18 protein-coding genes and 1 tRNA gene are annotated in these 26,771 nt (G+C 43.8%); 9 read left to right on the top strand and 10 right to left on the bottom strand.

Going from position 1 to position 26,771, the window contains the following annotated elements; translation table 11 throughout:
* The first annotated feature begins 57 nt into the window (after window positions 1-57).
* Both QUA57_RS18575 and QUA57_RS18570 read left to right on the top strand, forming a co-directional pair.
* Window positions 58-1,512 (top strand): TerD family protein, encoded by a 1,455-nt coding sequence (locus QUA57_RS18575; protein ID WP_333062801.1) that lies wholly within the window; start codon window positions 58-60, stop codon window positions 1,510-1,512.
* Window positions 1,513-1,593: 81 nt separating this feature from the next.
* Complete coding sequence (locus tag QUA57_RS18570) at window positions 1,594-2,193, top strand: TerD family protein (protein ID WP_333062803.1); 600 nt, start codon at window positions 1,594-1,596, stop codon at window positions 2,191-2,193.
* 144 nt (window positions 2,194-2,337) lie between these two features.
* Here QUA57_RS18570 and lysS read toward each other — a convergent pair whose 3' ends face one another.
* Window positions 2,338-3,891, bottom strand: a complete 1,554-nt coding sequence (lysS, locus tag QUA57_RS18565; RefSeq protein WP_333062805.1) for a lysine--tRNA ligase — start codon at window positions 3,889-3,891, stop codon at window positions 2,338-2,340.
* A gap of 482 nt (window positions 3,892-4,373) precedes the next feature.
* Between lysS and tkt the strand changes: the two genes are divergently transcribed.
* From tkt to QUA57_RS18535, 6 genes are all read left to right on the top strand, one after another.
* On the top strand, window positions 4,374-6,389 hold the full coding sequence (gene tkt / locus QUA57_RS18560; protein WP_333062807.1) for a transketolase: 2,016 nt from the start codon (window positions 4,374-4,376) through the stop codon (window positions 6,387-6,389).
* A gap of 490 nt (window positions 6,390-6,879) precedes the next feature.
* Entirely contained in the window at window positions 6,880-9,678 is a 2,799-nt protein-coding gene (locus tag QUA57_RS18555; protein ID WP_333062809.1) for a PAS domain S-box protein, read from the top strand.
* 48 nt (window positions 9,679-9,726) lie between these two features.
* Complete coding sequence (locus tag QUA57_RS18550) at window positions 9,727-10,173, top strand: response regulator (protein WP_333062810.1); 447 nt, start codon at window positions 9,727-9,729, stop codon at window positions 10,171-10,173.
* A 305-nt stretch (window positions 10,174-10,478) separates the two neighbouring features.
* Entirely contained in the window at window positions 10,479-10,628 is a 150-nt protein-coding gene (locus tag QUA57_RS18545) for a hypothetical protein (RefSeq protein WP_333062812.1), read from the top strand.
* Window positions 10,629-10,719: 91 nt separating this feature from the next.
* Window positions 10,720-12,222, top strand: a complete 1,503-nt coding sequence (locus QUA57_RS18540; RefSeq protein ID WP_333062813.1) for an ATP-binding protein — start codon at window positions 10,720-10,722, stop codon at window positions 12,220-12,222.
* A 125-nt stretch (window positions 12,223-12,347) separates the two neighbouring features.
* Window positions 12,348-13,436 carry a response regulator gene (locus tag QUA57_RS18535; RefSeq protein WP_333062814.1) on the top strand — a complete coding sequence of 363 codons (1,089 nt, stop codon included), beginning with the start codon at window positions 12,348-12,350 and terminating at the stop codon, window positions 13,434-13,436.
* 102 nt (window positions 13,437-13,538) lie between these two features.
* On the opposite strand, the gene QUA57_RS18530 is transcribed toward QUA57_RS18535, so the two are convergent.
* From QUA57_RS18530 to QUA57_RS18515, 4 genes are all read right to left on the bottom strand, one after another.
* Window positions 13,539-16,145, bottom strand: a complete 2,607-nt coding sequence (locus QUA57_RS18530) for a PAS domain S-box protein (protein WP_333062816.1) — start codon at window positions 16,143-16,145, stop codon at window positions 13,539-13,541.
* Window positions 16,142-16,537, bottom strand: coding sequence for a response regulator (locus QUA57_RS18525; RefSeq protein ID WP_333062818.1), 396 nt, complete (start codon window positions 16,535-16,537; stop codon window positions 16,142-16,144). The genes QUA57_RS18530 and QUA57_RS18525 overlap by 4 nt, the downstream gene beginning before the upstream one ends.
* A gap of 126 nt (window positions 16,538-16,663) precedes the next feature.
* Entirely contained in the window at window positions 16,664-18,100 is a 1,437-nt protein-coding gene (locus QUA57_RS18520; protein WP_333062819.1) for a response regulator, read from the bottom strand.
* Window positions 18,093-20,963, bottom strand: a complete 2,871-nt coding sequence (locus QUA57_RS18515; RefSeq protein ID WP_333062820.1) for an ATP-binding protein — start codon at window positions 20,961-20,963, stop codon at window positions 18,093-18,095. The genes QUA57_RS18520 and QUA57_RS18515 overlap by 8 nt, the downstream gene beginning before the upstream one ends.
* A 367-nt stretch (window positions 20,964-21,330) precedes the next feature.
* Between QUA57_RS18515 and QUA57_RS18510 the strand changes: the two genes are divergently transcribed.
* Window positions 21,331-21,403: transfer RNA gene (locus QUA57_RS18510), tRNA-Arg, on the top strand.
* Between the two features lie 72 nt (window positions 21,404-21,475).
* Here QUA57_RS18510 and QUA57_RS18505 read toward each other — a convergent pair.
* The 5 genes from QUA57_RS18505 to kaiC form a co-directional block, all read right to left on the bottom strand.
* Entirely contained in the window at window positions 21,476-23,092 is a 1,617-nt protein-coding gene (locus QUA57_RS18505; RefSeq protein WP_333062821.1) for a diguanylate cyclase domain-containing protein, read from the bottom strand.
* A 5-nt stretch (window positions 23,093-23,097) separates the two neighbouring features.
* Window positions 23,098-23,913 (bottom strand): alpha/beta hydrolase, encoded by an 816-nt coding sequence (locus QUA57_RS18500; RefSeq protein WP_333062823.1) that lies wholly within the window; start codon window positions 23,911-23,913, stop codon window positions 23,098-23,100.
* Window positions 23,914-24,095: 182 nt separating this feature from the next.
* Window positions 24,096-24,314, bottom strand: coding sequence for an EAL domain-containing protein (locus tag QUA57_RS18495; RefSeq protein ID WP_333062836.1), 219 nt, complete (start codon window positions 24,312-24,314; stop codon window positions 24,096-24,098).
* A gap of 78 nt (window positions 24,315-24,392) precedes the next feature.
* Window positions 24,393-24,560 carry a hypothetical protein gene (locus tag QUA57_RS18490; protein ID WP_333034675.1) on the bottom strand — a complete coding sequence of 56 codons (168 nt, stop codon included), beginning with the start codon at window positions 24,558-24,560 and terminating at the stop codon, window positions 24,393-24,395.
* A gap of 412 nt (window positions 24,561-24,972) precedes the next feature.
* Window positions 24,973-26,535 (bottom strand): circadian clock protein KaiC, encoded by a 1,563-nt coding sequence (kaiC, locus tag QUA57_RS18485; RefSeq protein WP_333034672.1) that lies wholly within the window; start codon window positions 26,533-26,535, stop codon window positions 24,973-24,975.
* Window positions 26,536-26,771: the final 236 nt, after the last annotated feature.

The following is a 26,771-nucleotide window of genomic DNA, read 5'->3' as shown; positions in this document are numbered from 1 at the left end:
TCGGAAGTAGGAATGTTTCCCTCGATTTTAAGCCAGACTCATGAGGTGATAAACCAGATGGGAATTCAATTAAAGAAAGGCGAAAGATTTAATCTTTCTAAAACATCTCCAAGTTTAACAAAAGTTGCGATCGCCCTGGGATGGGAAATAGCAACTCAACAAGATTTATCCAACCCAAACCCGCAAAGCTGCGATATCGATGCCTCGGTTTTTGCATTAGGTTCGGATGGCAAAATCCCCGATGAAAGATACTTTGTATTTTACAATAACTCGCAGTCGCCGGACGGATCGATCGCCCATTCGGGAGATAATCAAACTGGTCAAACTCAAGGGGATGACGAGACAATTTATGTAGACTTAGAAAAGGTAACGGCTGCTGTTGAGGAAATGGTTTTTGTGGTCACGATTCACGACGCACACGCTAAACATCAAAATTTCAGCCAAATCAGAAATGCTTTTATCCGATTGTACGATCGCCAAACCGACAGCGAACTAGCCCGGTATGATTTAACAGAAGGTTTTTCTGAAGAAACGGCAGTCGAGTTTGGACGGTTGTATAAAAAGGATGCAGCTTGGAGATTTCAGGCCGTAGGACAAGGATATAAAGCAGGGTTGGAGAGTTTTGTTGATAAGTATCATTCTGAGATTCAACAGCAAGAAAAACCAGCACAACGTACAGTAGAACCGCCTAAATTACCAGTTATTGAAGATAGCCACAAAAGTCAGAAAGCTATAGCACTAGACAAAAAGCTTGAGGAGAAAGCGCCGCACATTTTTAATCTTGCTAAGAAAGCCGATATCTCGCTCAAGAAAGCAAATCTCACAAATCACAATGCTCAAGTAGCGCTTTGCCTCGATATTTCTGCTTCCATGTCTTCGCTGTACAGTTCAGGCAAGATTCAGCGTTTGGCAGAGAAGATTTTGGCTTTGGGATGTCGGTTTGATGACAACGCAGCGATCGACATATTTCTGTTTGGAGTCAACCCCCACAATCCCGGTGAAATGTCGATCAACAATTTCTCAAACTTCATCCACTATATACTGCAACAGTATCCTTTAGAAGGAGGTACTTACTACGGTAAAGTGATCAAGGAAATTAGAAAGTTCTATTTTCCTGACGGTCGCGGTAGCAGGCGCTACGCAGCTATTAAAGCCGATCGACCTGTCTACGTCATGTTTGTAACCGATGGAGAAACTGCGGACGAGTCGGAAAGCAAGCAGCAGCTACAATGGTCGTCCCACGAGCCGATATTTTGGCAGTTTATGGCGATCGGCAAGTCGCAGAAAGATGTCAAAAGTAAGGGATTCCAAGGGTGGTTAGCAAGATCCGTAGCCAGCGATTTTAGCTTTTTAGAACAGCTTGACGAAATGGGCGCTCGCTACCTAGACAACGCCGATTTCTTCAGTTTAGAAGACCCGGAACATATTGCCGATGAGGAATTATACGATTTGTTGACCGCCGAATATCCGCATTGGGTAAAATCAGCACGAATCAAAAATCTCTTACCCTAGAAACAGCTTTTGCCAGCAAACAAAATGTTAGCTTAGGGCAATCATTCAACTTCACAATAAACCTTACACAATCACAAAACTATGGCTATCAACTTGACAAAAGGACAATCAATCGTTCTCAGCAAAAGCGAATACGACTTGTCCAGACTGACAATGGCTTTGGGCTGGGATGTTGCACAAGCTAAAAAAGGTCTTTTCGGCCGAAGCAGCGGTGCAAATTTTGACTTAGATTCCTACGCTCTGCTGCTGGGAGAAAATGGCAAAATAAAGAACTACAAAGAAGATGTAATTTATTACTCTCATTTGGAGTCAAAGGACAAAACAGTTGTTCACTCAGGCGACAATCTCACGGGGGCTGGAGACGGAGACGACGAACAAATATTGGTGAAACTGAGCTCTTTGCCAGCACAATATCACAAAATTATTTTGGGCGTAAATATTTACGATGGAAAAGAGAGAAAACAGCATTTCGGCCTGGTACAAAATGCTTTCGTGAGGGCTGTAGATGCCGCCGGGAAAGAAATAGCTCGCTATCGCTTGTCAAATGACCCTTCTTATGAAGGAAAATTAAATATGTTGATGGGAGAAGTTTATCGAGAAGGCAGCGAGTGGAAGTTTAAGGCTTTGGGAAATCCTTTGGCTGAAGATTTGAACGGTGTTGTCGGTTCGTTTATGCGGTGATATCAAAAATGTTTTTTTAACCGCACATAACCGCAGATAAACGCCGATGAAATTCCATCGGCGTTTATCTGTGTTAATCCGCTGATATCTGCGGTTAAAAAATCCCCATGTGATTATTAGACATTGGCAAAAAAGCTACTCCAATCAATCTTTAATCGGCCGCATTGTCGGGAACATCACCGCATCGCGGATGCTTTGAGTATTAGTTAAAAGCATCACCAATCTGTCTACACCGATGCCCATTCCGGCACAGTTAGGCATTCCCAAAGATAGCGCTTGAATAAAGTCTTCATCCATTGGATGCGCTTCGTCATCGCCCGCATTTTTCTGTGCTAACTGTTCCTCAAACCGCTTTCTTTGCTCCTTCGGATCGTTCAATTCTGAGAAGCCGTTCGAGTATTCTGTACCGTTAATAAACAGCTCGAAACGTTCCACAAATCCCGGCTTGCTGCGATGTCCTTTTGCTAAGGGACTGACTTCAACAGGGTAGTCGATGATGAATGTAGGTTGAATTAGTTTGGGAACAACTAATTTGTCAAAAACTGCATACAGCACGTAGCCTAAACTCTGTTGTTCTAACTTAGACAGGTGCATTTCTAGTTTGCTTGCAGATTCGATCGCACTTTCCAAGTCCAAACTGTCAAAATCCAGCCCAAACTCGTCTCTGACAGCTTCTACCATCGTTTTCACTTGCCAGTGTTTGCCGCTGAAACCGGGATATTTTTCGCTGTAGTCGAACTTGCGTTCTAAACTAATCGTTTCCCCCTGATTTTCAATTTCTTTGACATCCCCAAATACCGCCGCCGCTGCGAAACATATCACGTCTTCGACAACTGTTAAAATGTCGAAAACATCAGCATAAGCTTGGTAAACTTCTAAAGAGGTAAACTCGGGATTGTGGGTGCTGTCAATTCCCTCATTTCTAAATGCTTTCCCTAGTTCAAATACTCGCTCGAAACCGCCGCAAATTGCTCTTTTTAAGAATAATTCGGGAGCCACTCGCAAATACAAATCCACATCCAAAGCATTGTGGTGAGTTATGAAGGGCTTAGCAGCAGCACCGCCGTAAATAGCTTGCAGTGTTGGCGTTTCTATTTCGTAAAAATTGGCTTGCCAGAGATAGGAACGGATGCTTTGAACGATGCGGCTGCGAAGCATAAAACGGTTGAGCGCATCTTGGTTGCTTGCCAAATCCATTTCGCGGTGACGGCGGCAAACTTCGGGGTCGTTAATTCCGTAATAAGCATCGGGAAATTGAATGGTAGCTTTTGATAAAAGCTTTAATTCCCTCACTAAAATAGAAAGTTCTCCCCTGGGGGTGCGGCAGCCGATACCTTCGACGCCGACAAAATCGCCGACATCGAGCAATTTTTTAATTTGTTCAAAGCTCAAACCGACTTCGCCGGTGACGATTGCTTTCTCGATTTTGAGTTGAATTTTGTCTGTGGCGTCTTTTAAATCGATGAAACCAATTTTGCCGCTGTCTCGCTTGGAAGTGATGCGGCCAGCTAATCGCAGGGAAATTTCTTCGGGGTCAGTTTCTCCGTTTTGGAGTTCTTTTCCCGGCTGACTAAATATTTCGCGAACTTGCTTGGCTGTGTGCGATCGCGCGTAGGATTCACTGGGATACGGTTCTATGCCTTGCGATCGCAGTTCGTCTACTTTTTGACTGCGGACTTCGGCTTCACTGAGAGTCATTAGTTATTGCCTGATTAAAATTACAAATATCTGACATCTTGCACTATTCTGGCGATCGTGCGATCGGGCGTTGCTCAAAGCAACGCCCCACAAGAAAATTCACTCTTTGTGGAACAGGCATCTTGCCTGTTCGTGACAAAGCTGCAAGATGTCAGAAACACCAAACTCTATCATAACAGGGTGGTTTTGAGAGCCAATTTGCCAAATAATTAAGTTACACCCTCTCGTAACCCGATCGCACAGAGCCGCACTCGCCCCAGAAATATCTCCGATAACAATTTGCGATCGAGTGCACAAAGCGACCGAAACATTAAAAAATTAAGTTGTATGTCGAGCGCAACTGGTGAGATGATAAGTAGTGCAGCCTCACGGCAGTTCCACAGAAACTGAACAGCAGAAACGCGAGCGATCGAACTCGGCTCATCGCACCTCTGTCAGAATCGACCACACACACTCTCTCTTAACATATAAAAACCAGAATTATGGCTGTTGCAACTCAATCACTCGAAGAACTCTGCATCAACTCTATCCGCTTTTTGGCCATCGATGCGGTAGAAAAAGCAAAATCAGGACACCCGGGACTGCCGATGGGCGCTGCCCCTATGGCCTTCGTGCTGTGGGATCGGTTCATGCGGTTCAACCCCAAAAACCCCAAGTGGTTTAATCGCGATCGCTTCGTCCTCTCCGCCGGCCACGGCTGTATGCTACAGTACGCCCTCCTGTATTTGACCGGCTACGATAGCGTCACCATCGACGACATCAAGCAATTTCGCCAGTGGGAATCCAGAACCCCCGGACACCCCGAAAACTTCATGACCGAAGGCGTAGAAGTTACCACCGGCCCCCTGGGACAAGGAATTGCTAATGGCGTCGGTTTGGCAATGGCAGAAGCTCACCTCGCTGCTAAGTTTAACAAGCCCGACCACACAATTGTTGACCACTACACCTATGTAATTTTGGGTGACGGCTGCCACATGGAAGGTGTTTCTGGCGAAGCTTGTTCTTTGGCAGGACACCTCGGACTCGGCAAATTAATTGCCTTGTACGATGACAATCACATTTCTATTGAAGGCGACACAAGCTTGGCCTTTACTGAAGATGTGGGCAAGCGTTTTGAAGCTTACAATTGGCACGTTATTACAGTAGACAATACCGCTCTAGACGAAGATACTAACCTAGAAGCAGTTCACAAAGCTATTGAAGAAGCAAAAAAAGTCACGGACAAACCGTCCATGATTAAAGTCCGCACCGTCATTGGTTACGGTTCTCCAAACAAGCGCAATTCCTACAGCGCTCACGGTGCTGCTTTGGGTAGCGATGAAGTGCAAGCAACTCGCGATTTCTTGAAGTGGGAACACGCACCGTTTGAGATTCCTGAGGATGCTTTGTCACACTTCCGCAAAGCAGTCGATCGCGGTGCTCAAGCTGAGCAAGAATGGCAGAAAGCTTTTGATGCTTATAAAGCAGCATATCCTGCAGAAGCTGCAGAATATGAGCGCACGGTTGCCGGCAAACTTCCCGAAGGTTGGGATAAAGTTTTGCCGACATACAAGCCGGAAGATAAGGCAGATTCGACTCGGAATCATTCTGGAAAATGTTTGAATGCTTTGGCAGGTGTTCTACCTGAATTGATCGGCGGTTCCGCTGACTTGGCATCTTCTAACATGACTTTGCTCAAGGGTGAAAAAGATTTCCAAAAAGGTCAGTACGAAGGACGTAACCTGCGCTTTGGTGTGCGGGAACACGGCATGGGTGCGATCGCCAACGGTATGCTTCTGCACGGCGGTTTAATTCCTTACTGCGCCACTTTCTTGGTATTTGCTGACTATATGCGGGGAGCAATTCGCCTCTCTGCACTATCGGAAGCTGGAGTTATTTATGTAATGACTCACGACTCCGTAGCCTTGGGCGAAGACGGCCCGACTCACCAACCGGTGGAAACTCTCGCTTCTCTGCGAGTAATTCCCGATTTGTTGGTAATGCGCCCTGCGGATGGTAATGAAACATCCGGCGCTTACAAAGTGGCAGTTGAAAGCCGCACTCGCCCAACTTTAATGGCTTTGTCGCGCCAAAACTTGCCTAACTTGGCTGGAAGCTCGATCGAAGGAACCGCAAAAGGCGCTTACATTTTGTCTGACGACGGCGGCACCCCCGACATCATTTTAATCGGCACCGGCGGCGAAACATACCTCTGCGTTGATGCCGCTGAAAAATTGCGCGCCGCAGGCAATAAAGTGCGAGTAGTTTCGATGCCTTGCTGGGAATTGTTCGACTTACAAGATGCCGCTTACCGCGAATCTGTACTGCCGAAAGCTGTTACTAAACGGTTGGCAGTTGAAGCAGCTTGTAGCTTCGGCTGGGGACGTTATTTGGGCTCCGAAGGCGACAGCATCAGCATCGACACATTCGGCGCTTCTGCACCGGGCCCCGTTGCTTTAGAAAAGTTTGGCTACACCGTTGATAATGTGGTAGCTAAGGCTCAGGCGCTGTTGGGTTAATAGCAGCAGCATAATTTTTGGTGGGGCGGGCTTTGAGCTCGCCCCATTTTTTATAGAAGAAGGAAGAAGTTCGACAACGGATGTAACAGATGTAACCGATGGATGGAAGAAGGCTTTAGTTATCTAGGAGAGAAGCCTTTAGTTATCTAGAAGATAAGGAAGAAGGAAGGAAAAGCTAAAATCTAAAATCTAAAATCGGAATATTGGGTTTCACTTCGTTCTACCCAACCTAGAGCTCGCTACAGCTTGCGAATCATTGAGAATTGCTATATTAAGAGTTACGGAAGAAAAACCAGTTTCTACGACAATATTCGGTTTGGCAACAAGGCATCTAACCAGAAACCGGGTTTTTAGCCCCCGGTGCGTTCAAGACTGTATCTTTCAAAAATTTGAGATAGGTTATAAGTCATTGGGTTAAATTACCAATTCCCGCTTACCAATTACCAATTACCAATTACCAATTACCAATTCTCGATTACCCATTCCATTTATGATGATTTGGAAATTTTTAAATCACCTGTTATTCACCGGGAATTATATTCCTCAAGGCTACTGTTACCTTTGGCAGCGAGAGCTAGTCGCGCTCCACATAGTGTCAGACTCTATAATTGCCCTGGCCTACTATTCAATACCGCTATCCCTAATTTATTTTATCGGTCAGCGAAAAGACTTGCCCTTCCGTAACATCTTTTGGCTGCTGGCAGCGTTTATTATCTCTTGCGGCACTACTCATATAATGGAAGTTTGGACGCTTTGGCATCCTGTTTATTGGGTTTCTGGCAGTCTGAAAATTATTACAGCCGCGATTTCTGCTTACACCGCTTTCGCATTAATTCCTTTAGTTCCCCAAGCATTAACTCTCCTCAGTCCAACTCAATTAGGGATGATCGATTCAATACTGCAAAAAGAAATTATGGAGCGCCGAGAAACGGAAGCTCGCTATCAAACTTTAACTGAAGCTTCCCCGGTAGGAATATTTTATGCAGATGCTGTAGGAGACTGCTTGTATGTCAACGAGCGCTGGTGTCAAATTTCGGGAATTACCTGCGATGAAGCTTTGGGCAAAGGGTGGTTGCAAGGCATTCATCCAGACGACCGCGATCGGGTTTTTACTGAATGGTATAGCCCCACGCAGGAGAAATTGCCGTTTAAATCTGAGTACCGCTTTCAAGGCATTAATCACACTCAAATCATTTGGGTATTCGGTCAAGCTGTCGGTCAAATCGGAGAAAATGGGGAGGTGAAAAGTTATGTGTGTACTATTACTGATATTACAGAACGCAAGCAGGTAGAAGAGGAAAATCGACGGCTCAATGAAACTCTGGAGCATCGAGTTGCTGAGCGCACTGCTCAAATTGAAATTTCTAACCAGACATTGCAAAAAGAAATAGCCTACCGCGAAAAAATTGCGCTCACTTTGTTGGAATTGACGCAACTGCAAAATGGAATTCTTAATAGCGCTAACTACACAATTATTTCTACAGATCCCGACGGTACAATTAAAACATTTAATCGGGCGGCAGAGCAACTTTTAGGTTATTCGCTAGAAGAAGTGGTCGGAAAAGTCACGCTAGCAATAATTCACGAGCCTCTGGAGCTCGCTCAAAGAGCTGAAGTTCTTTCTCAAGAATTGGGAGTGAAAATAGAGCCGGGAATTCAAGTATTATTTGCCTTGCCGTGCCGGGAAATCGCTGACGAAAATGAATGGACTTACATTCGCAAAGATGGTTCGCGGTTTCCGGTACTGCTGTCGGTGACTGCCTTATTTGATAGTAACGGAAATATTAACGGTTTTTTGGGTATCGGTCAGGATATTAGCGATCGCAAACAAGCTGAAAAAGAGCTGCGCGACCTAACCAGTGCCATGCAAAATGCGGTGGAAGGCATTTCACGGCTGGATATTGAGGGGCGCTACGTGAAGGTTAACCGAGCTTACGCTCATAAATGCGGTTACGAACCGGAACAAATGCTTGGCCTGGAATGGCAGCTCACCGTACATCCGGACGATGTTGAGATGATGCTATCAGCTTATCAGGAAATGCTAATTTCTGGCAAAGTAGAAGTTGAAGCTAGAGGCGTTCGGAAAAATGGCTCGTTTTTTTACAAGCAATTAACGATGGTAAAAGCTTGCGACGTACAAGGGATATTTAACGGTCACCACTGTTTTATGAAAGATATCACTGAGCGGAAACTAACTGAAACTGCTTTGCAGGAAAGCGAATTCAAGTACAGGCAAATAGTTGAATTAGCAGAAGAAGGTATTTGGGTAATTGATAGAAATGGCCTCACTACTTACGTGAACCACGCAATGGCGCGAATGCTCGGCTATAGTGAATTAGAAATGTTCGGGCGGTCGCTTTTTGATTTCATGGACGAACCGGAAAAACCACAAGCTCTTGATAAGGTCGATCGGCGCAAGCAAGGTATTGCTGAACAACACGAATTTAAATTCAAAAGTAAGGACGGCAAAGATATTTGGACTCATATGTCTACCAGTCCCGTCATGGACTCTCAGGGTAATCTGCTGTCTTGTTGCGCCTTGGTTTACAACATTACAGGCCGCAAAGAAGCAGAGGAGCAAATGCTGCAACTTACAGAAGATTTGAAGCGTTCCAACGAGGAATTAGAACAATTTGCTTATGTAGCTTCCCACGATTTGCAAGAACCGCTCCGAGCCGTTACCAGTTACACTCAATTGCTGGCCCAGCGCTATCAAGGAAATTTGGACGATCGCGCAGATAAGTATATTCATTATATTGTCGATGGCGCCACCAGAATGCAGCAGTTAATTAACGATTTGTTGGCGTATTCGCGCCTGGGAACGAGGGGTCAGGAGTTTGAGCAGGCGGACTGCAACGCTGTGGTTAAGCAAACTATGTGCAATTTGCAAATTGCGATCGCCGAAACAAAAGCTGTAATCACCTCCGACGCGATGCCAACCGTGATGGCGGATGAATTTCAACTGGTGCAATTATTCCAAAATTTGCTCGCCAACAGCATCAAATTTTGTCGCCAAGATATCCCGTTGATTCATATCGCTGCCTGCAGGCAAGAGAGCGAATGGGTGTTCAGTGTCCGCGATAACGGAATTGGCATCGATCCGCAGTATGCCGATCGCATTTTTATCATTTTTGCGCGCCTGCACTCCCGCCGCCAATATTCCGGTACTGGTATAGGTTTGGCGATGTGCAAGCGCATTGTTGAACGCCACGGCGGTCGGATTTGGGTGGAATCTCAGGAGGGAAAAGGAGCGACTTTTTACTTCACTATTCCTATAATTAGTACCTGAAGCCTCAAAGTTCAATTTTGTTTTTATACTTTAAAGGATACGCCGGTTATGAGCGATCGAAGCACTGTTAGACCTATAGAGATTCTGCTGATTGAGGATTCTCCCAGCGATGCCGATTTGGCAATAGAAGTCCTCAATCAGGGTAAAATATTGAATAACTTGCATTTTGTGGAGGATGGAGTCGAAGCAATCAAGTTTTTGCGCCGAAAAGAACCCTATCTTAGGGTACCTCGTCCCGATTTGATTTTGCTCGATTTGCATCTGCCGAAAAAAAGCGGTGTTGAAGTGCTAGAAGAAATTAAAACTGACCCAGCCTTAAAATTAATTCCTGTAGTGATTCTCAGCACTTCAGCAGCTCCAGAAGATATTTTTAAGTCCTACTCGCTCCACGCCAACTGTTACATAACCAAGCCGGTAGACTTCGTAGAATTTACTAAAGTAGTCAGGTTAATTGAGGAATTCTGGCTGGCAGTCGTCAAACTTCCTCTAAATTAAACGAACAGATGCTTTGCTTGTGAGCGAGCTAAAAACTTTTAACCTATGGAAATTCTGCTGGTGGATGATTTGCTCAGCGAGGCTAAATGGACTTTATAAAAGCTGGCGACAAGCCAATTTTTAATCATTTGCAAATAGTATAAGATATGGTATAAGCAATAATTTTATGGAATAAGCAGGCTTTTCTGTTCGCCTTCTCGTCCCAATTTAATTATGCTTAACTTGATTTTGCCTAAAAAGAACAGTTGGAAATATTGATTTAAATCAACTCAGCACTCAAGTTAAAAAGGATTCCGGTGGTAATTATGACAACCTCAGCAGTCGATGAAGAGATGCTCAAGTTTTATGCCCTGTCAGCCCGGTGCTACATCACTAAGCTTATCGATTTTAGTCAAGTCGCTAAGCTGGTGAGATCGATTAAGGATTGGTGGCTGGTGGTGATAGTTCCCAAATAATAATTTTCAAGTTAAAAATGGCATGGGAAAGCGGAAAAGTTTAACCTAAGATTGGTAGAGTAAAATTTTTACAGTCAAAAACGTCTAAGCTATGTGGATTAAGATTCTGTTAGTAGAAGACAATCCTGCTGATGCTGATTTACTTGCAGAACTGTTAGAAGTATCTGTGGGCGTCGAGTGGGAACTGGTGTCTGTTGAGTTCCTGTATGAGGCGATCGCACAACTGTGCAAACAATCCTTTGATGTAGTTTTGCTCGACCTTTCTTTGCCCGACAGCCGCGGTTTGGAAACGCTAACTCGGCTGCGAGAAGTTGCTCCTGATGTGCCAATGGTGGTAATGACAGGCTTGGACGATGAGGCGATCGCCCTCGAATCAGTTCGCTTGGGAGCTCAAGATTACATTGTTAAAGGTCAAATTACTACTCAATTATTAGTGCGGACGATCCGCTACGCGATCGAACGTTCTCAAACCTTTCAAATGCTGCGGGAAAGCGAGCGCCGCTTTCGGGCGATTTTTGACTCATCATTTCAGCTAACCAAGCTGCTGACTCCCGAAGGAATTGTGCTGGAAGTGAACGAGACAACCCTCGATTTTGCCGGATTGCGATCGGAGGGTATTGTGGGCCGCCCGATGTGGGAAATGGCGATTTGGGCCCAGTCGCCACAGGTTTCTGAACAATTGCAATGCGCGATCGGCAAAGCAAGTCGCGGCGAGTTTTTCCGCAGCGAAATCGACTTGTTAGGCAAAAGTGGCCAAATTATGACAGTTGATTTCTCACTGAAACCTGTTAAAAATGAGACAGGACAAGTTTTGCTGCTGATTGCTGAAGCCCGTGACATTAGCGATCGCAAACGAGCAGAAGCGGAAATTCTCAAAGCCCTCGCACGAGAAAAAGAACTTTCAGAACTGCGAGCTAAATTTGTCACAATGGTTTCCCACGAGTTCCGCACACCTTTGACAACCATCCAATTTTCCGCTGGATTGCTGCAAGATTACAGTTCTCAGTGGTCCCAAGATAAAAAATCTACTCATTTTGTGCGGATTCAATTAGCAATTAAACGCATGACAGAGTTATTAGAAGATATCCTCGTAATTGGCAAAATCGAAGCCAATACCTTGCAGTTTCAACCGGTTTCCTTAAACCTAGAAAAATTTTGCCGTCAACTGGTAGAAGAGCAGCAGCTCAACGACAGCAACCAACACCCGATCGCCTTTCAATATGAAGGCGGCAACTGCGAGGCTCAAATGGATGAAAAACTGCTGCAGCAAATCTTGGGAAATGTCCTCTCAAATGCCATCAAATATTCCCCTGTCGGCAGTACAGTTTCCTTGCACCTCAACTGTCAAAACAAAGAAGCTGTTTTCCAAGTTCAAGACCAGGGCATCGGCATTCCCCAAGCCGATCGAGAGCGAATATTAGAAACTTTTTACCGAGCTACAAATGTCGGCAATATTTCGGGAACAGGTCTCGGTTTAGCAATTGTAAAGAGGGCTGTGGAACTTCACTGCGGCCAACTCGCGATCGACAGTCAAGAAGGAAAAGGCACAACTTTCACTATTACCTTGCCTCTAATCTGCCCTCCCAATCAATAACCAACTGAATTATTAACTATACATATCCGCTACTTAACGATTAATTAAGCGCCTAACAAACAAACTTATCAAGTGTCTGAACCCAGAATTTTCCAACAAACTACTGACTAAAAGGAGCTATCACCGTGGCTAAGATTTTGGTAATAGAAGACGAAGAAGCGATTAGAGAGAATATTTTAGAGTTGCTGGAAGCCGAGAATTTTGAAGGAATAGGAGCGATTAACGGCAAAGTCGGCATCAAATTGGCGATCGAAAAAATCCCGGATTTAATTTTGTGCGACATGATGATGCCGGAAGTAGACGGTCACGGCGTCATCAAAGCTTTGCGCTCCGAACCCTTGACTGCCACAATTCCGTTTATTTTCCTCACAGCCAAAGCCGATAAAGTTGACGTTCGCACGGGCATGGAACTGGGAGCTGACGATTACATTACTAAGCCGTGTACGCCGCAAGAACTGCTAAAAGCCATTGCTATTAGACTTGAAAAACAAAAAACAATTAGCCGACAATCTCAAAAGACGCTAGACGAATTACGCACTAATATTAGTATGTCGCTGCCCCACGAATTGCGGACTCCTTTGAATGCAATTCTGGGCTTTTCTGAGCTGATTCTGTCAGAATATCAGGTCTTAGAGGAATCAGATATCTTAGAGATGATCGGTCAAATTCAAACTTCCGGTCATCGCTTGTATCGACTGATTCAGAACTTTTTGCTGTATGCAGAACTGGAGATAGCAGCCACAAATCCCGAACTGCTAAAGGAGATGCGAAATAGCGAATTTAGCTGTGTAAAGTCTTTGCTGAGTCAAAAAGCGCGGCAGCAAGCAAAACACGCGAATAGAACAGAAGATTTACAATTAAACTTGCAAGATTCGTCGGTAGCTATGGATTCTGTCAGACTCGCAAAAATTGTTGAAGAATTATTGGACAATGCCTTCAAGTTTTCATTAGAAGGAACGCCAGTTTTATTAAGCACTTTCGTCGAAAATCAGACTTTTATTCTGTCTGTCAAAGACAAAGGCCGCGGCATGACTACCGATCAGATTGCACACCTAGAAGCTTACAGGCAGTTCGATCGCAAACTTTACCAACAAGCAGGTTTGGGATTGGGCCTGGCTATTGTTCAACGCCTGGTCGAATTGCACGGAGGAGAATTTAAAATAGAAAGTTTGCCGCAGCAAGAAACCATAGTTTGCGTTTTCCTGCCTGTATAAACAATGATTAGACCAGTTTCAAAAAAATGTAACTGTAGGCAAACTCCCAACCGTTATGGAATAAATCATTCCCAATTCTAAACTCTAAAATTTAAAATTGTATTATGCAGGAGCGATCGCTCCTTTCAGACACCGCTGCAGATAAATTTGAGCTACCTTATCATTAGGGTTGATTTCCAAGCAGGCCGAAAACAATCTTATAGCTTCGCCACACTTGTCACTATTGTAGAGTACCACAGCTTGCTCAAACATTGTCTTTGTCTCTAACTTTTTCTGTCGTAACTCTGGCGGATCGGCCGCAAATACTTCATAAAGTGTTACCATTCGCGATTTGCCTTTAACTGCTACGCGATCGATCAACCTCAAATCATAAATATCGTTTAACTGTATAAAAGTATTGTGAGTAATTAACATCGAAACTTCATACTCTTTCGTCAAAGTTTCCACGCGGGAGGCTAAGTTTACCGCATCGCTAATCACCGTGCTGTCCATCCGACTTTGGCCGCCCACCGTGCCTAACATCAAAGAACCCGTATTGATTCCAATGCCAATTTGCAGCGGCGGGCGATCGGGTTGATGCCGACTAATATTATACTCGTTAAGCTGTTCTAGCATAGCAATTCCAGCTTTCACAGCATCGTCCGCACTGCCATCAAACAGCGCCATAATCGCATCGCCAATGTATTTATCAATAAAACCAAAATTGTTAGTAATGGCCGGTTCCATCCGCGACAAATAAGCATTAATAAATTGAAAATTTTCTTCGGGATTCATCGTTTCAGAAACAGAAGTGAAATCGCGAATATCTAAAAACAGCACCGACATTTCTTTCTGTACCTGATCCCCTAATTTTACTTCCAGAATACTTTCATATCCCAGAAAGTGGAGAAATTCGTGCGGCACAAACCGCCCGTAAGCATCTGTTAATTTTTCTTCTGCTGCTAAAGCTTTTTGCAACTCGTCTGTGAATTGCCGGCGCTCGGTTTCTACCTCTAGACGTTCCGTGATGTCTTGAAAAGCTGCGATCGCGTAAACTATGTTTTTCCGTTCGTCGTAGATTGGAGTCGCCCAAACCTCGATCGGCACAATGCGATCGGACCCATGAATTTCTAGATCGTCCATACGCACAAATTCTCCCCGCAACGCCCGAACAATAGGTTGGCTATCCCTCGGATACAATTGATTAGTTCCAGCATCGTAAAAATGATAAGCTTCAGGAAATTGGTCAGTACCCCCATCAAAAATTAAACCTTGGGCTAGTATCCTTTCGCCCCAAGAATTCATGTAAAAAGGTTTACCATTACCATCCACAACAAATATTCCCACCGGCATCGCTTCCAGGAATTGAGTCAATCGGCTTTCGTTTTCTGACAGTGCTTCATTTAACTTTTCTTCGGCTGCCAAAGCTTTTTCTAAATCATTAGTAAACCGGATTCGTTCTACTTCCCCCTGTCTTTGCAAACTAATATCCTTAGCAAAACCCTGATAGTAAAGCACTTCACCGTTAGCATCATAAACTGTGCGCGCATACTCAGAAATCCAGATAATCCTGCCATCTCGACAGTAAACCTGAGACTCAAACTCACACAGAGTACCGTGCTGTTTCATCAGCGCCAGAAACTCTTGACGGCGGTTCGGTTCCACGTACAATTGCTGCTGAATATCATTAATACTTTCTATCAATTCTGACGCGGAATCGTAGCCGTAAATTTCCGCCAGAGCAGGATTCGCACTGATAAAATGTCCGTCCGGCGTCGTCTGAAAAATACCTTCTAGAGCATTTTCAAATATTCCGCGATACTTCTCTTCAGCTTGAATTAGCGCCGCTTCAGCTTCCTTGCGTTCAGTTATGTCACTAAAAGCAATAATGGCATAGGAAATTTCGCCTGTAGAATCATAAATTGGAGTTGCCCAACTCTCTACTGGAATAATCTTATTAGCTGTACGAATTTCTACACCCTCAGTCCGCACATTTTCGCCCCTAAGTGCCCGCATAATTGGCAATTCTTCAACGGGGCATCTCTGATTAGTCCCGGCTTTATAGAATTGATAAATTGCTGCTTTTTGCTCTGAATTAATATGCGGGACAGTGCCGCTGCCCAATACATCCCGCGCTTTCTGGTTAGCGTAGAAAGATTGCCCGTTTGCATCAAGTACACACACGCCCAAGGGCATAGCTTCTAAATATTGCGTCAATCGACTTTCGTTTTCATGGAGTTTTGCCATCAGTATCGCCTGCTTTCGGTTTAATTCTACCAACTCCTGATTCATTTCCTGAAGTTTTCTTTGTTTTTCAGCTAATTGTTTATCTTGAAAATATCTATATATTGCCTCAGTGACAGTTAATTTTAAGTCATCACATTGCCAAGGTTTAGGTATATATCGGTACAATTTAGCATAGTTAATAGCATTGGCTACCGCATCCAAATCAGCCTGCCCCGTCAACATGATATTGAGACAGTTCGGCGAGATAACATGAACCCTCCTTAATAGTTCGTCTCCTTTCATACTAGGCATGATATGATCCGAAATAACCAAAGGAACTTCATACTGTTCTGCTAAAAGTTCTGACAGCAACTCTAAAGCTTCTTCGCCACTTTGGGCCGTTTCAATTAAATATTTATCTTCAAATGCTTTTAACAGGTCTATTTCCAGACTATCAAGTATAGTCTGCTCATCATCGACACAAATAATGACTGGTTTTTTCATAAATTTGCTAGACCAGACTTGATTGCTTCAATTAATTCTTGAGTCCGCCAAGGTTTTTCTATGAAAGCATGAAGATTTGCTTGAGTTTTTGTGCGTTCGATTGCTTCTTTGTCGGCTTGTCCTGTCAGCATCACTGTCACAATTTGCGGATATTTTTGATGAATTTTAATCAGCAACTCATCTCCTTTCATTCCGGGCATCAACCAATCAGAGACAATTACTAAAATGTTAACCTCATCTTCACATAGCTCTTCAATAATTTCCAGGGCTTCTGCAGCACTCTCAGCAAATTCGCAAAGATATTTACCGTTAAATGCCTGTTGCAGTTCAATTTCCAGACTTTCCAAAACTCCTACTTCATCGTCCACACACAAAATTGCTGATTTAGACATCGCTAGTTTCCTTCTTTAGTGTGGCAGGGTAAACCCCCAGGGGGCTGTCCACTGTTTTTCAAATTCTACATTCTGCGCGGGTAGACTGCAAATTTTCGCCCCCGACTTCAGTCTCCGGCGCTTTACCTACTCAGTTAAATTAATCGGCAAAGAAACGGTAAATGCTGTTTTACCGGGCATCGACTCCACATCAATTTGACCCTGATGTTTTTCAATTATTTTTTTGACAATATCCAGCCCCAACCTGCTGCCTTCCCCCGCAGGTTTGGTAGTAAAAAAAGGCTCAAAAATTTTCTGAATAATCTCTGGTTGAATCCCCTTACCGCTGTCAATAATTTTTACCAAGACGCTGGTATCTTGTTGTATCGCGTCAATTGTTAAAGTTCCTTGATTGTCCATCGCTTGTAAGGCATTGTGAATTAAATTTGTCCAAACTTGATTAAGTTCGTCTGGATAGCACAGTACCACAGGCAATTTATCTTGATAGTTTCTGATAACTTCCACACCCGGCTTGATTTGGTTTTGATAAAGAGTTAATACCGTTTCAATTCCATCCGTAATATTCACTTGTATTTTTTCCCCATTTACATCGTAACGCGCATAATTTTTCAGAGCAAAGACCACTTTTGCAGCGCGATCAGTAGCGGTAGAAATCGTTCGAGCGCTTCTGTGAATGCTAGCAAAGTCGTAGGCTGTTTTTATAATATTTTCGCTGTCAGGATCTTTGAGCAACGACAAGAATTCTTGCAGATTTCCTTGCAATCCGATATTGACTAAAATGCTAGCAAGGCTGTCAGAATTGTCAATGCCTTCCGACTCGAGTTGCTGCTTCACGCCTTTTTTTAATACCCGTTTTTCTCGAGTAGATAAAGAGTAATTTTGTTGACTATAAATGTACATTAAACGCAAGAAATCTTGCTGGCGTTCTGCTGACAGTTGTTTAAAAAAAACTGGCAAACTTTCGAGATTGTTATCCAAAAAGCTGGTAATATTTCCAATAGACGATCGAATCGCCCCCAACGGCGTATTAATTTCGTGAGCAATACCCGCAATCAGTTGCCCTAATGCCGCCATTTTTTCCGATTGCACTAATTGATTCTGAGTAGCTTGCAGTTTGTCTAAAGTAACTGTAAGTTCATTGTTTTTCTGTTGGAGTTTTTTTCGCAACTGGCACATTGCTAAATGGGTTTCTACCCTCACTAGAACCTCTTCCACCTGAAAGGGCTTTGTAATATAATCTACCCCGCCCACAGCAAAGGCAAAGACCTTATCAAGTACGTCATTAATTGCGCTAATAAAAATTACCGGGATGTCGCAAGTTCGTTCATCAGCTTTGAGCTTTTGGCAAACTTCATACCCATTCATTTCGGGCATCATAATATCCAGCAAAATTAAATCGGGAGGCATACCTTTGGCCGCCGAAAGCGCTAACTCGCCGCTAGGTACGGGGCGGACTTTATAGCCCTTGCCATTCAAAATTCCGGCTAGCAGTCGCAAATTAGCTGGGGTGTCGTCAACTACTAAAATATTACCGCGATAGGTCCTAGGAAGGTCGTTATTCATGTGATATTGTTTGAGATATTAACTTTAAAACTTTGTCGTACTCAAAATTTTCTATACAAGTTGTAATCGCACTTGCCGTTACTGCATCCTTTAATCGAATTTGCTCTATCAAAGTATCAATTAAATCCATATCTGCATTTAGTATTGCTAGCTTTAAATCAGCTACCAGTGAATCCGGCAATTTTACGAAATTAGCCGCACTCATAGCGCGATCGCTCTCTTTGATTGCCGATAAATTAGTTTGACCCGGATCTTCATAAATATAGCGCACTCCGATATGTTTGTGCATAGAATCAAAAATATCGGCTTCCCGGAAAGGTTTTCGCATAAAAGCATCGCAGCCCGCCGATAAAATAACTGCCCGTTCTTCCTCCAAAACGCTCGCTGTCAGCGCAATAATCGCAGTAGCTTGACCTTTAATAGTGCTTTTAATATATTTCGTAGCTTCGTAGCCGTCCATCACAGGCATTCTCATGTCCATCCAAATTAGATGCGGTTCCCAACTATCCCAAATCTCAATAGCTTCTTGACCGTTATTAGCTTCTTTTAGTTCAAAACCCAGAGGATGGAGAATTTTAATTAACAATTGGCGATTTAGCGGTTTGTCGTCTACTATCAAAATTCGATAGGTGTGTTTGTTGGGTGCCAGGGCAATAACATTGCGCGTCGGTTTGGCGCTTTCAATATCAGCCGCATCGACCGCAATAACTTGAATGTCAAACTTAAAATTAGTTCCCTTACCAACAGCAGAACAGACGCTCATTTCGCCGCCCATTAATTCCACAAATTTGCGACTGATGGGCAATCCCAAGCCAGTACCTTCTTGCGAATCTTTGCCTTTCTTGGTTTGCACGAAAGGTTCAAAAATATCGTCTAATTCATTGGTAGCAATACCCGAACCAGTATCCTCGACTTCAAAATGAAGGAAGAAGGAAGAGGTAGAAGCTGCCTCGTCATTTTGGAGAACAAAAATCTGATTTTCCGACTGACTAACTTGAGATATCTTAAGACCCTTACTTGGGGTAATTTCTGTATTTTTTGATGTTTCAGGATTATCAACTTTTCCCCCTTTGTCCTGCTGATTTATGCCTCCTAATAACTGCTTGCTAACTCTGACCGATACACCGCCATCTTCGGTAAATTTAAGAGAGTTATTGAGCAGATTAATTAAGATTTGCCTCAACTTTAACTCGTCAGCTTCTATGTATTGTGGCACATCGGGACTGCGGTCAAAAACCAACTGCAAGTGCTTGTCATCTGCTTTGAGTTGAAACATATCTTCCAAGTCATTGAGCAGGCGATAGAGGTCTATTTTATGGGGATTGAGGGTGGTGCGACCTGATTCAATTTTAGATAAATCCAGCACGTTATTAATCAGGGTAAGGAGGTGTTCTCCGCTGAGCCTAATTATGCTAATATTTTCTTGATGCTCTGGGGATAGAGTTTGGCTGCGAGTCATCAGTTGGGAAAAGCCGAGAATTGCATTGAGAGGCGATCGCAATTCGTGGCTCATATTAGCAAGAAAGGTACTTTTAGCTTGGTTCGCTACTTCCGCTTTGTCTTTAGCTACAGCCAATTCGGCTGTCCGCTCTTGCACTCGCTGTTCTAAAGTTTCAAAAGATTGTTGCAGTTGTTGAGCCATGCTATTAAATGACTTGGCTAATTCCCCCAATTCGTCTGAGCGTTCGCTTTCTACTGTTTTATCCCATTCACCTTTAGCAATATTTTTTGCTGCTGTATTTAAGCTCAAAATAGGATTTGTCACCCACTGAGAAGTCAGAATGCCAATCACCACAGCTACTCCTAAAGCTGCGAAACAAAGCAAAACCGCTGTGCGGGTATTGGCATCGATTTCTTTGGTGAAATCTGCTTCGGGAACAACTACCACAATTACCCAGTCTAAACCTTTGCCGTCTTGGAATGGCAAGACTTTTAAAAATTGTCGCTTGTCATCTATTTCAAAGCTCAATAACTCGGATTTTTTAATTTGGTCTAATTTTTTAAATTTTGCATTCAAATATTTAGCTGTCGCTTGAGTGAAAGGGTTGCTGCTTTCTTCTACTTTAAACAATTGTCTGTCATTACCTTTAGTGCGAAACGGTTTTTCTGTTGTGGAAGTTGCTAACAAAGTACCTTGGCGATCTATAATAAATGTTTGACCGGATTTGCCAACTTTGAGATTGTTGAGAAATCTCCCAAGATGGTCGAGACGCAAGGCAGTAAATAAGACTCCTTCTAGCTGATTTTTGTCGCTGTATACGGGTTGGATAGCGCTGATCAGTAATGTCGGTTCTAGTAACGAAACAAAAACCGAACTCCAAGTAGCTTTGCGGACTTTTACGGCTTTTTGGTACGCAGGATGTTGCCGATTATCATAGTTTTTGACAACGGTGGTAACTGTAGTGCGATCGCCGAGAGCGTTCGTATTGTAAGAATTAAAATTTAACCCAGTAGATTTTTCTATCACATTCATCGTTCGGGAGCCGTTAGACAGTTGTTCACCGGATCTATAATCTCCCCTATTGTTGCCAACCGAGGTAAAATTGATATAGGGATATAATTGTACTTGCCGCCAAAGATATTTCTCCCAAGCTGATAAGTTTTCCATATTTAACAACCCGAGTTTGACAGCATCCAGCTTGGTTTGATTGATTTGATGGGGAGTTGTCAGGTAAACTTGCAGGTTTTGCTCGACACGCAAAGTGACCTCGCTCATTAACTGACTGGCAAGGTTATTAACTGCTTTTTGTCCGTTTCTAAAAGACAGATATCCTACGAGTCCCACGGCTCCCACGATTTGCAGTACAAATGGAACAATCAGAACAGTTCGCAGCGGTAATTTGTCTAAAATTTTAGAAACCATAAGATTGAGAAGTTTGGTGAACTTAGTCTAGAACCGTATTTGCACAACCTGTCTTAACTGCAGCACCATTTACTGCCGATTAGCTAGGGGGAATTGATGCGGGTTATTTTAGCTGTGGTAGATGCTCGACCCCGATCGAATGTGAACCTAATGTTTGCTCGATTAAAGTCTATTATTTTACCCCTTGTCGTATTATTGTTACCATTTAGGTAAAAGTTGCAGTCTCTGGCTTTGAGAACAGCCTGATATTTGATCATCGCGCGGGCGAGTTTAACCCGCATGGGTCAAGCGGTTTGGAGGCAGGCCAAGAAATTTGCGATCGGCACTCGCCATTTTCCGCAAGACGTGTTATACTGTAAACAGTCGAGGGCACGTAGCTCAGTGGATAGAGCATCAGGTTCCGGTCCTGAGGGTCGGGGGTTCAAATCCCTCCGTGCTCATTTAAATTTATAAAATGACTGATTTTGAGAGACGGGGGACAAATTTTTGTCCTCGGTCTCAATTATTGTGATTTAAGCGTCAGTGTCAAAAATCGAATCTCCACTGTAGTCGCAGGTCGCGGACTGATTGCGCCCCTGCTGCTTGGCACGGTAGAGTGAACGATCGGCGAGCGCAATCAAGTCAGCCGATGATAGTTCCGAAATCGGAATCAAGTTGGCGATACCCATACTAATAGTAACTACATCGCTCACATCAGAGGTTTTGTGAGGAATATGTAAAGCTTGAATAGCAGCGTGAATCCGTTGGGCCACCGAACTCGCTCCTTCAATATCTGTATTAGGCAAAATGATGCCAAATTCTTCTCCGCCGTAACGCGCCACTAAATCCGCCGGACGGTACACCACCTCTTGCACCGTCTGAGCAAGTTTGAACAGACAACTATCCCCCATTTGATGACCGTAGCAATCATTATAACGTTTGAAATAATCCACATCAAACAACAAAAGAGAAATAGGTTTTTGTTCCCGGTATAGCCGCTGCCATTCATGCTCTAAGCGGTCATTAAAACAGCGGCGATTAGCAATTTGAGTCAACCCATCAATATTTACCACTTGTTCTAAGAGGTGAGTAGCGCGGGCTAGTTCTTCGTTAGAGAGTGCCAGTTGTTGATTAATTTCTCTCATCCGCGCTTGGGCCTGCTGCCTTTCTGCCAATTCCTTCTGCAACTTATGAAAAATATCCGCTTGTTTAATGGCGATCGCTAACTGATTAGCAATCTGTTTAACAAGGTCAACTTCAAATTCTTCCCATTGCCGAGGAGCAGAACATTGATGAATACATAACAACCCCCACAAATCTTGTCCATTGAGCAACGGCGCAACTAAATTAGCCCGAACCGGAAATTGTTTCCAAAGAGCGCGGTAACAGTGTTGAAGGTCAATATTATTGATATTTTCAACTACCTGCATTCTCCATTCTTGATATGAATCAGGATATTGTTCACCACCACACTGGTCGTTAAATTGATTTTTGCTTACCAATTTACATCCTTCGCCTACGGATTCTGAGACAAACTCACCATATCCAAAATTACTGTCAGGATCGAACTTAAATATGCCGACGCGCTCGGCATCAAGGAACAGGCGAATGTCCTGGGAAGCAATCTCAAAAATTGTAGACAAATCAAGAGATTGACGGATGTGTTGAGTAATTTCTTGAAGTAATATCGCCTTGTCGTACTGTTTCCGGAGAGCGATTTCTGCTTGTTTTTGGGCCAGAATAGCTGCCTCTGCTGCTTTTTTGGCTTTAATAATTTCACCTTCGTATAGGATACGCTGGCGGATACAGATCAAGATGCAATCGTTGACAAAGTTTCCTCCCTGATTCCGACGCACAGCGTTGATCAGCATGGGTATATCACTGCCCTGCTTTGACCTTAATGAGAAGTAAATTTCCTCTACTTTACCGTCGAGCTTCAACAGCGGAAAAAAATGGGTTTGAAAAAAAATCCGGCTGGCCATTGGCAGAATGGAATCCATTTTCCGTTGCCGCAGTTCATCGGTTTCGTATCCGAGTAATTGCAGTAATGTGGCGTTGACCATTACGATCGTACCATCGTCAGCAAACGAGAGGAATCCACAGGGTGACGTGTTGAGTAGCTCGTCTATCTGGTAGGTCATGTTTGCCATACAAATCAGGTAGTATGAGGTACACTCAAATACTCCTTAATCATCTCGATCGTCTCTTGTGGATGACTCAGGTGCGGGCAATGTCCCGTAGCTTTCATCAGCCGTAGCGTACTTTTAGGTAGGTGGCGGTGGAGGTAATCCCCTACCTCGGTGGGAGCAATCACGTCATCAGCGCATTGTAATATCAGTGAAGGTACTGATACCTTGGGTAAATCACTGCGATTGTCAGAGTAAAAAGTTACCTCGGCAAAGCGACTTGCAACCACCGGATCGGTAGAGCAAAAACTTGTCTCAAGTTCCTCACTTAACTCAGGACGCTCCTGATTCTGCATCACCATTGGCGCCAGAAAGCTTGCCCAACCAATGTAATTTTTCTCCATGATATCGAGGAGATCCTCAATATCTTTGCGCTCAAACCCTCCGTAATAATTTGGTAAATCATTGATGTAGCAAGGTGAAGGCCCTACGAAAATCAGGCGATTAAAGTAATTAGGAGTTTGAATGGAGGACAGAAGGCCGATCATACTGCTGACAGAATGACCGACAAAAATCACATCAGTCAAGGCCAATTCTTCACAGATATCGAGGACATCCTGAACATAGCCATTGAGGTCGCTGTACCGTTCATAACTGTAGGCACTAATATCAGACTGTCCCGAACCTACATAATCAAATAGGATAATTTTGTAATCCTTCTCGAAGGCCCGTGTTACGAAACGCCACATATTTTGATCGCACCCAAATCCATGAGCAAACATCATCGTCTGGGTGCCTTGTCCAAACACTTTTATATTATTCCGTAAGAAAATATTTTTAGTCATTTGAGCTACACGAGCATTAAATTAATTATAAGACTTTTGCGCGCTTTCATGAGGGAGGATTGATGATCCCACATAGTGGTAGACAACAATTAAGGATGTCGGATTAAATGAAGAGCAGACTCAGCAATGGCAGGCTTCCTCAACATATAACGCTGCCCGATTTCCTAGGCGCTCGCTTGTAACTATTCCCATTTCGCTGGGGTTTCCATTCCTGCGGCAATTATGCTCAGATTTAAGCCATCTGGGATTGCAACTATGGCTTTGGCAATTCCGCGATCGCTCAGATCGCTGGCTAAATCGCGGACAAATGAGCGAGCAATTTTAAGCGACTTCACCGGAAAATTTTTCAGGTTGTTAAAAGCAGCATACCCCGTCCCGAAATCATCTACATAAATCCCAATACCATGCTCCGATCATGGGATCAAAAGATTGTAGCTAATGTCAACATTAAGCATCATTGCCGTTCCCGTAATCTCTAGCTATAGATATTTTGGCTTCATATCGGTGCGCTCAACAATGCGATCGCTCTTAGCGACTAAAGTCGGTTGGCTGAGTTGACGTGCCGACAAATTCACCGCGATATTAGGAAGAATTAGTCCTGCTGCTAGGCACTGCTGATATTGCCCGCAAGCTTGCTCTAAAATCAATTTGCTCTTCGGGCAAAATCAATCCAGTTTTTTCGGCGATGGGAATATATCGATGGCCATGAACCCAAGCTCGTTCAGGAGAATGCCCTCCTACTATAACTTTAACACCAGCAAGGCTACATGTTTGCCAATCGAGCTGAGGTTGATCATACAGCCAGCATTCGCCTTCCAAGGGCAATTCAAGAGATTTGCGATCGCCAGGGTATTGGATTTTGCCCAAGGTATTGTTGTTGCTGTGTAAAAACTATAGGTATTGGGTTCGATAGGCAATAAAAACTCCTATTTCAGCAATTAAGAACTTGCAAAACATTGTCGCGGTTTCTATAGTGTTCACAAACTCCTCAAATTAAAAAAGTTGGGTTTCCTAGCTCAACCCAACCTATTTTTAATAACGACGAATTACTGCTAACTCTCAAATATCCTCATCGTCTTGACCTTGCACACCCTGGAGAATCCGCGATAGCTCACTCTTCTCATTAATTGTAATCCGACTAGGAGAACCGCTGATAATCCGTTCGTAACCACTGAACGAATCTTTAATTTGCGGCCCTCTTTCAGTAATTGTGTATTCTCTAATTCCTTTGTCGTGCCACGACCCCCGCATCTTAAACACATTAATTGCCCGCGACATTTCTCCTCGAATCTCTACATACTGCAACATGATAATCGTGTCAGTAATCGTAGAAATATGAGAGTCCGTAATCGAATGAGAACCCATAAACTGGTCGCTTGTATTCGTGAAAAAGCCGGTTATTTCTTCCTGCTTCGCAAAACCTGTCACTCCAATCACAAATTGCCTGAAAGCATTATTGCTGACACCCCTAGCTAAGGCCGACAGCGAGTCTATAGCAATTCGAGAAGGTTTGAACTCAGCAATTTCTGATTTAATAGTCTGCAAGTGGTCTTCCAAACCTGCCGATTCCGGGTAAGTACACAGCAGCTTTAGCAGTCCTTTCTCTTCCATTTCCTCAAAATCAATGCCCCAAGAATAAGCATTGCGGAACAACTGAGCACGCGACTCTTCATAGGCAAACAGCAGCGCCCGATTGCCGTTCATACAAGCATTCTGCAAGAACTTGCTCACCAATAGCGTTTTGCCTGTTCCCGTTGCACCCGTAGCCAAAATAATCGAGTCTTTGAAAAAACCGCCACCGCACATCTCGTCGAGAGTTTTATCGCCCGAAGAAACCCGCACGTTTGAAGATTTTTGAGTTAATCGCATCGCCCCCAATGGGAAAATATTAATTCCGTCATTAGTCATAGTGAAAGGATATTCGCCCTTCATGTGAGTTGTACCGCGCAACTTCAAAATTTCCATTGTGCGGCGGCGGCGTTCCCCTTCCAAAACGTTGCGAACAATCACTACATTATCCGACACAAACTCTTCCACTCCAAACCGCGCTACCGGGCCGTATTCTTCCACCCGTTCCGTCGTCATAACTGTAGTTGCTCCTACTTGTTTGAGGCGCGCAACTAAGCGAAAAATTTCTCGGCGCACCACCGATGCTGCATCGTACTGCTGAAATACGGCGGTAACAGAATCTATTGAAACCCGCTTGGCTTTGTACTTGCGAATGGCGTACTGAATTCGCTCAATTAAGGCTGATAAATCAAAATTTCCTACGATATCTTGACCTTCCGGGTCGGGGGAAGCGTCCAAAATAAATAGCTTGCCTTCCTCGATTAACTGTGCCAAATCCCAACCGAAACTGCAAGCATTTTTAATAATATCTGTCGGAGATTCTTCAAAAGTTACGAACACTCCAGCTTCGTCAAAATGGGTAATTCCATTATAGAGAAATTGTACAGCAAATAAAGTTTTTCCCGTTCCTGATGTGCCGCTGACTAGGGTGGTTCTGCCGAGTGGCATTCCGCCGTGACTGATGTCATCGAAACCCTCAATCATCGTGCGAATTTTTTCAACTCCTGGCGTTACCAATCCTTTTCGTTGAACCGTTTGACTAATTTCATTCATGTCGATTTTTGTCAACTCTCAGTATTCTTTAGTTGTCACTCATTAACCGCCGATCATGAGTCTTTGTACCCAGCTTTTAGTTTTGGCTCTTGCTCAATAACTAATGACTGCTGACTGCTGACTAATGACCCCGCCCAAAAACCGATACCGTGCCACGCACTCCTGTCGTGGAGAAATAAAAATTTTAGACTTTTGTTCAACCTCCCAGATTCATCTGTGGAGTAAATCTAAAATCT

The organism is Microcoleus sp. Pol7_B2, assembly GCF_036701035.1.
GTDB lineage: Bacteria > Cyanobacteriota > Cyanobacteriia > Cyanobacteriales > Microcoleaceae > Microcoleus.
This window is presented reverse-complemented; position numbering and strand designations above follow the sequence as displayed.

What these genes read in the sequence shown, in the direction of transcription:
- QUA57_RS18570 (WP_333062803.1), top strand. Translation starts at nt 1,594, where the DNA reads ATGGCTATCAACTTGACAAAAGGACAATCAATCGTTCTCAGCAAAAGC.
- QUA57_RS18525 (WP_333062818.1), bottom strand. Translation starts at nt 16,537, where the DNA reads ATGTCTAAATCAGCAATTTTGTGTGTGGACGATGAAGTAGGAGTTTTG.
- QUA57_RS18575 (WP_333062801.1), top strand. Translation starts at nt 58, where the DNA reads ATGGGAATTCAATTAAAGAAAGGCGAAAGATTTAATCTTTCTAAAACA.
- tkt (WP_333062807.1), top strand. Translation starts at nt 4,374, where the DNA reads ATGGCTGTTGCAACTCAATCACTCGAAGAACTCTGCATCAACTCTATC.
- QUA57_RS18520 (WP_333062819.1), bottom strand. Translation starts at nt 18,100, where the DNA reads ATGAATAACGACCTTCCTAGGACCTATCGCGGTAATATTTTAGTAGTT.
- QUA57_RS18550 (WP_333062810.1), top strand. Translation starts at nt 9,727, where the DNA reads ATGAGCGATCGAAGCACTGTTAGACCTATAGAGATTCTGCTGATTGAG.
- QUA57_RS18540 (WP_333062813.1), top strand. Translation starts at nt 10,720, where the DNA reads ATGTGGATTAAGATTCTGTTAGTAGAAGACAATCCTGCTGATGCTGAT.
- QUA57_RS18555 (WP_333062809.1), top strand. Translation starts at nt 6,880, where the DNA reads ATGATGATTTGGAAATTTTTAAATCACCTGTTATTCACCGGGAATTAT.
- QUA57_RS18505 (WP_333062821.1), bottom strand. Translation starts at nt 23,092, where the DNA reads ATGGCAAACATGACCTACCAGATAGACGAGCTACTCAACACGTCACCC.
- kaiC (WP_333034672.1), bottom strand. Translation starts at nt 26,535, where the DNA reads ATGAATGAAATTAGTCAAACGGTTCAACGAAAAGGATTGGTAACGCCA.
- QUA57_RS18515 (WP_333062820.1), bottom strand. Translation starts at nt 20,963, where the DNA reads ATGGTTTCTAAAATTTTAGACAAATTACCGCTGCGAACTGTTCTGATT.
- QUA57_RS18545 (WP_333062812.1), top strand. Translation starts at nt 10,479, where the DNA reads ATGACAACCTCAGCAGTCGATGAAGAGATGCTCAAGTTTTATGCCCTG.
- QUA57_RS18500 (WP_333062823.1), bottom strand. Translation starts at nt 23,913, where the DNA reads ATGACTAAAAATATTTTCTTACGGAATAATATAAAAGTGTTTGGACAA.
- lysS (WP_333062805.1), bottom strand. Translation starts at nt 3,891, where the DNA reads ATGACTCTCAGTGAAGCCGAAGTCCGCAGTCAAAAAGTAGACGAACTG.
- QUA57_RS18530 (WP_333062816.1), bottom strand. Translation starts at nt 16,145, where the DNA reads ATGAAAAAACCAGTCATTATTTGTGTCGATGATGAGCAGACTATACTT.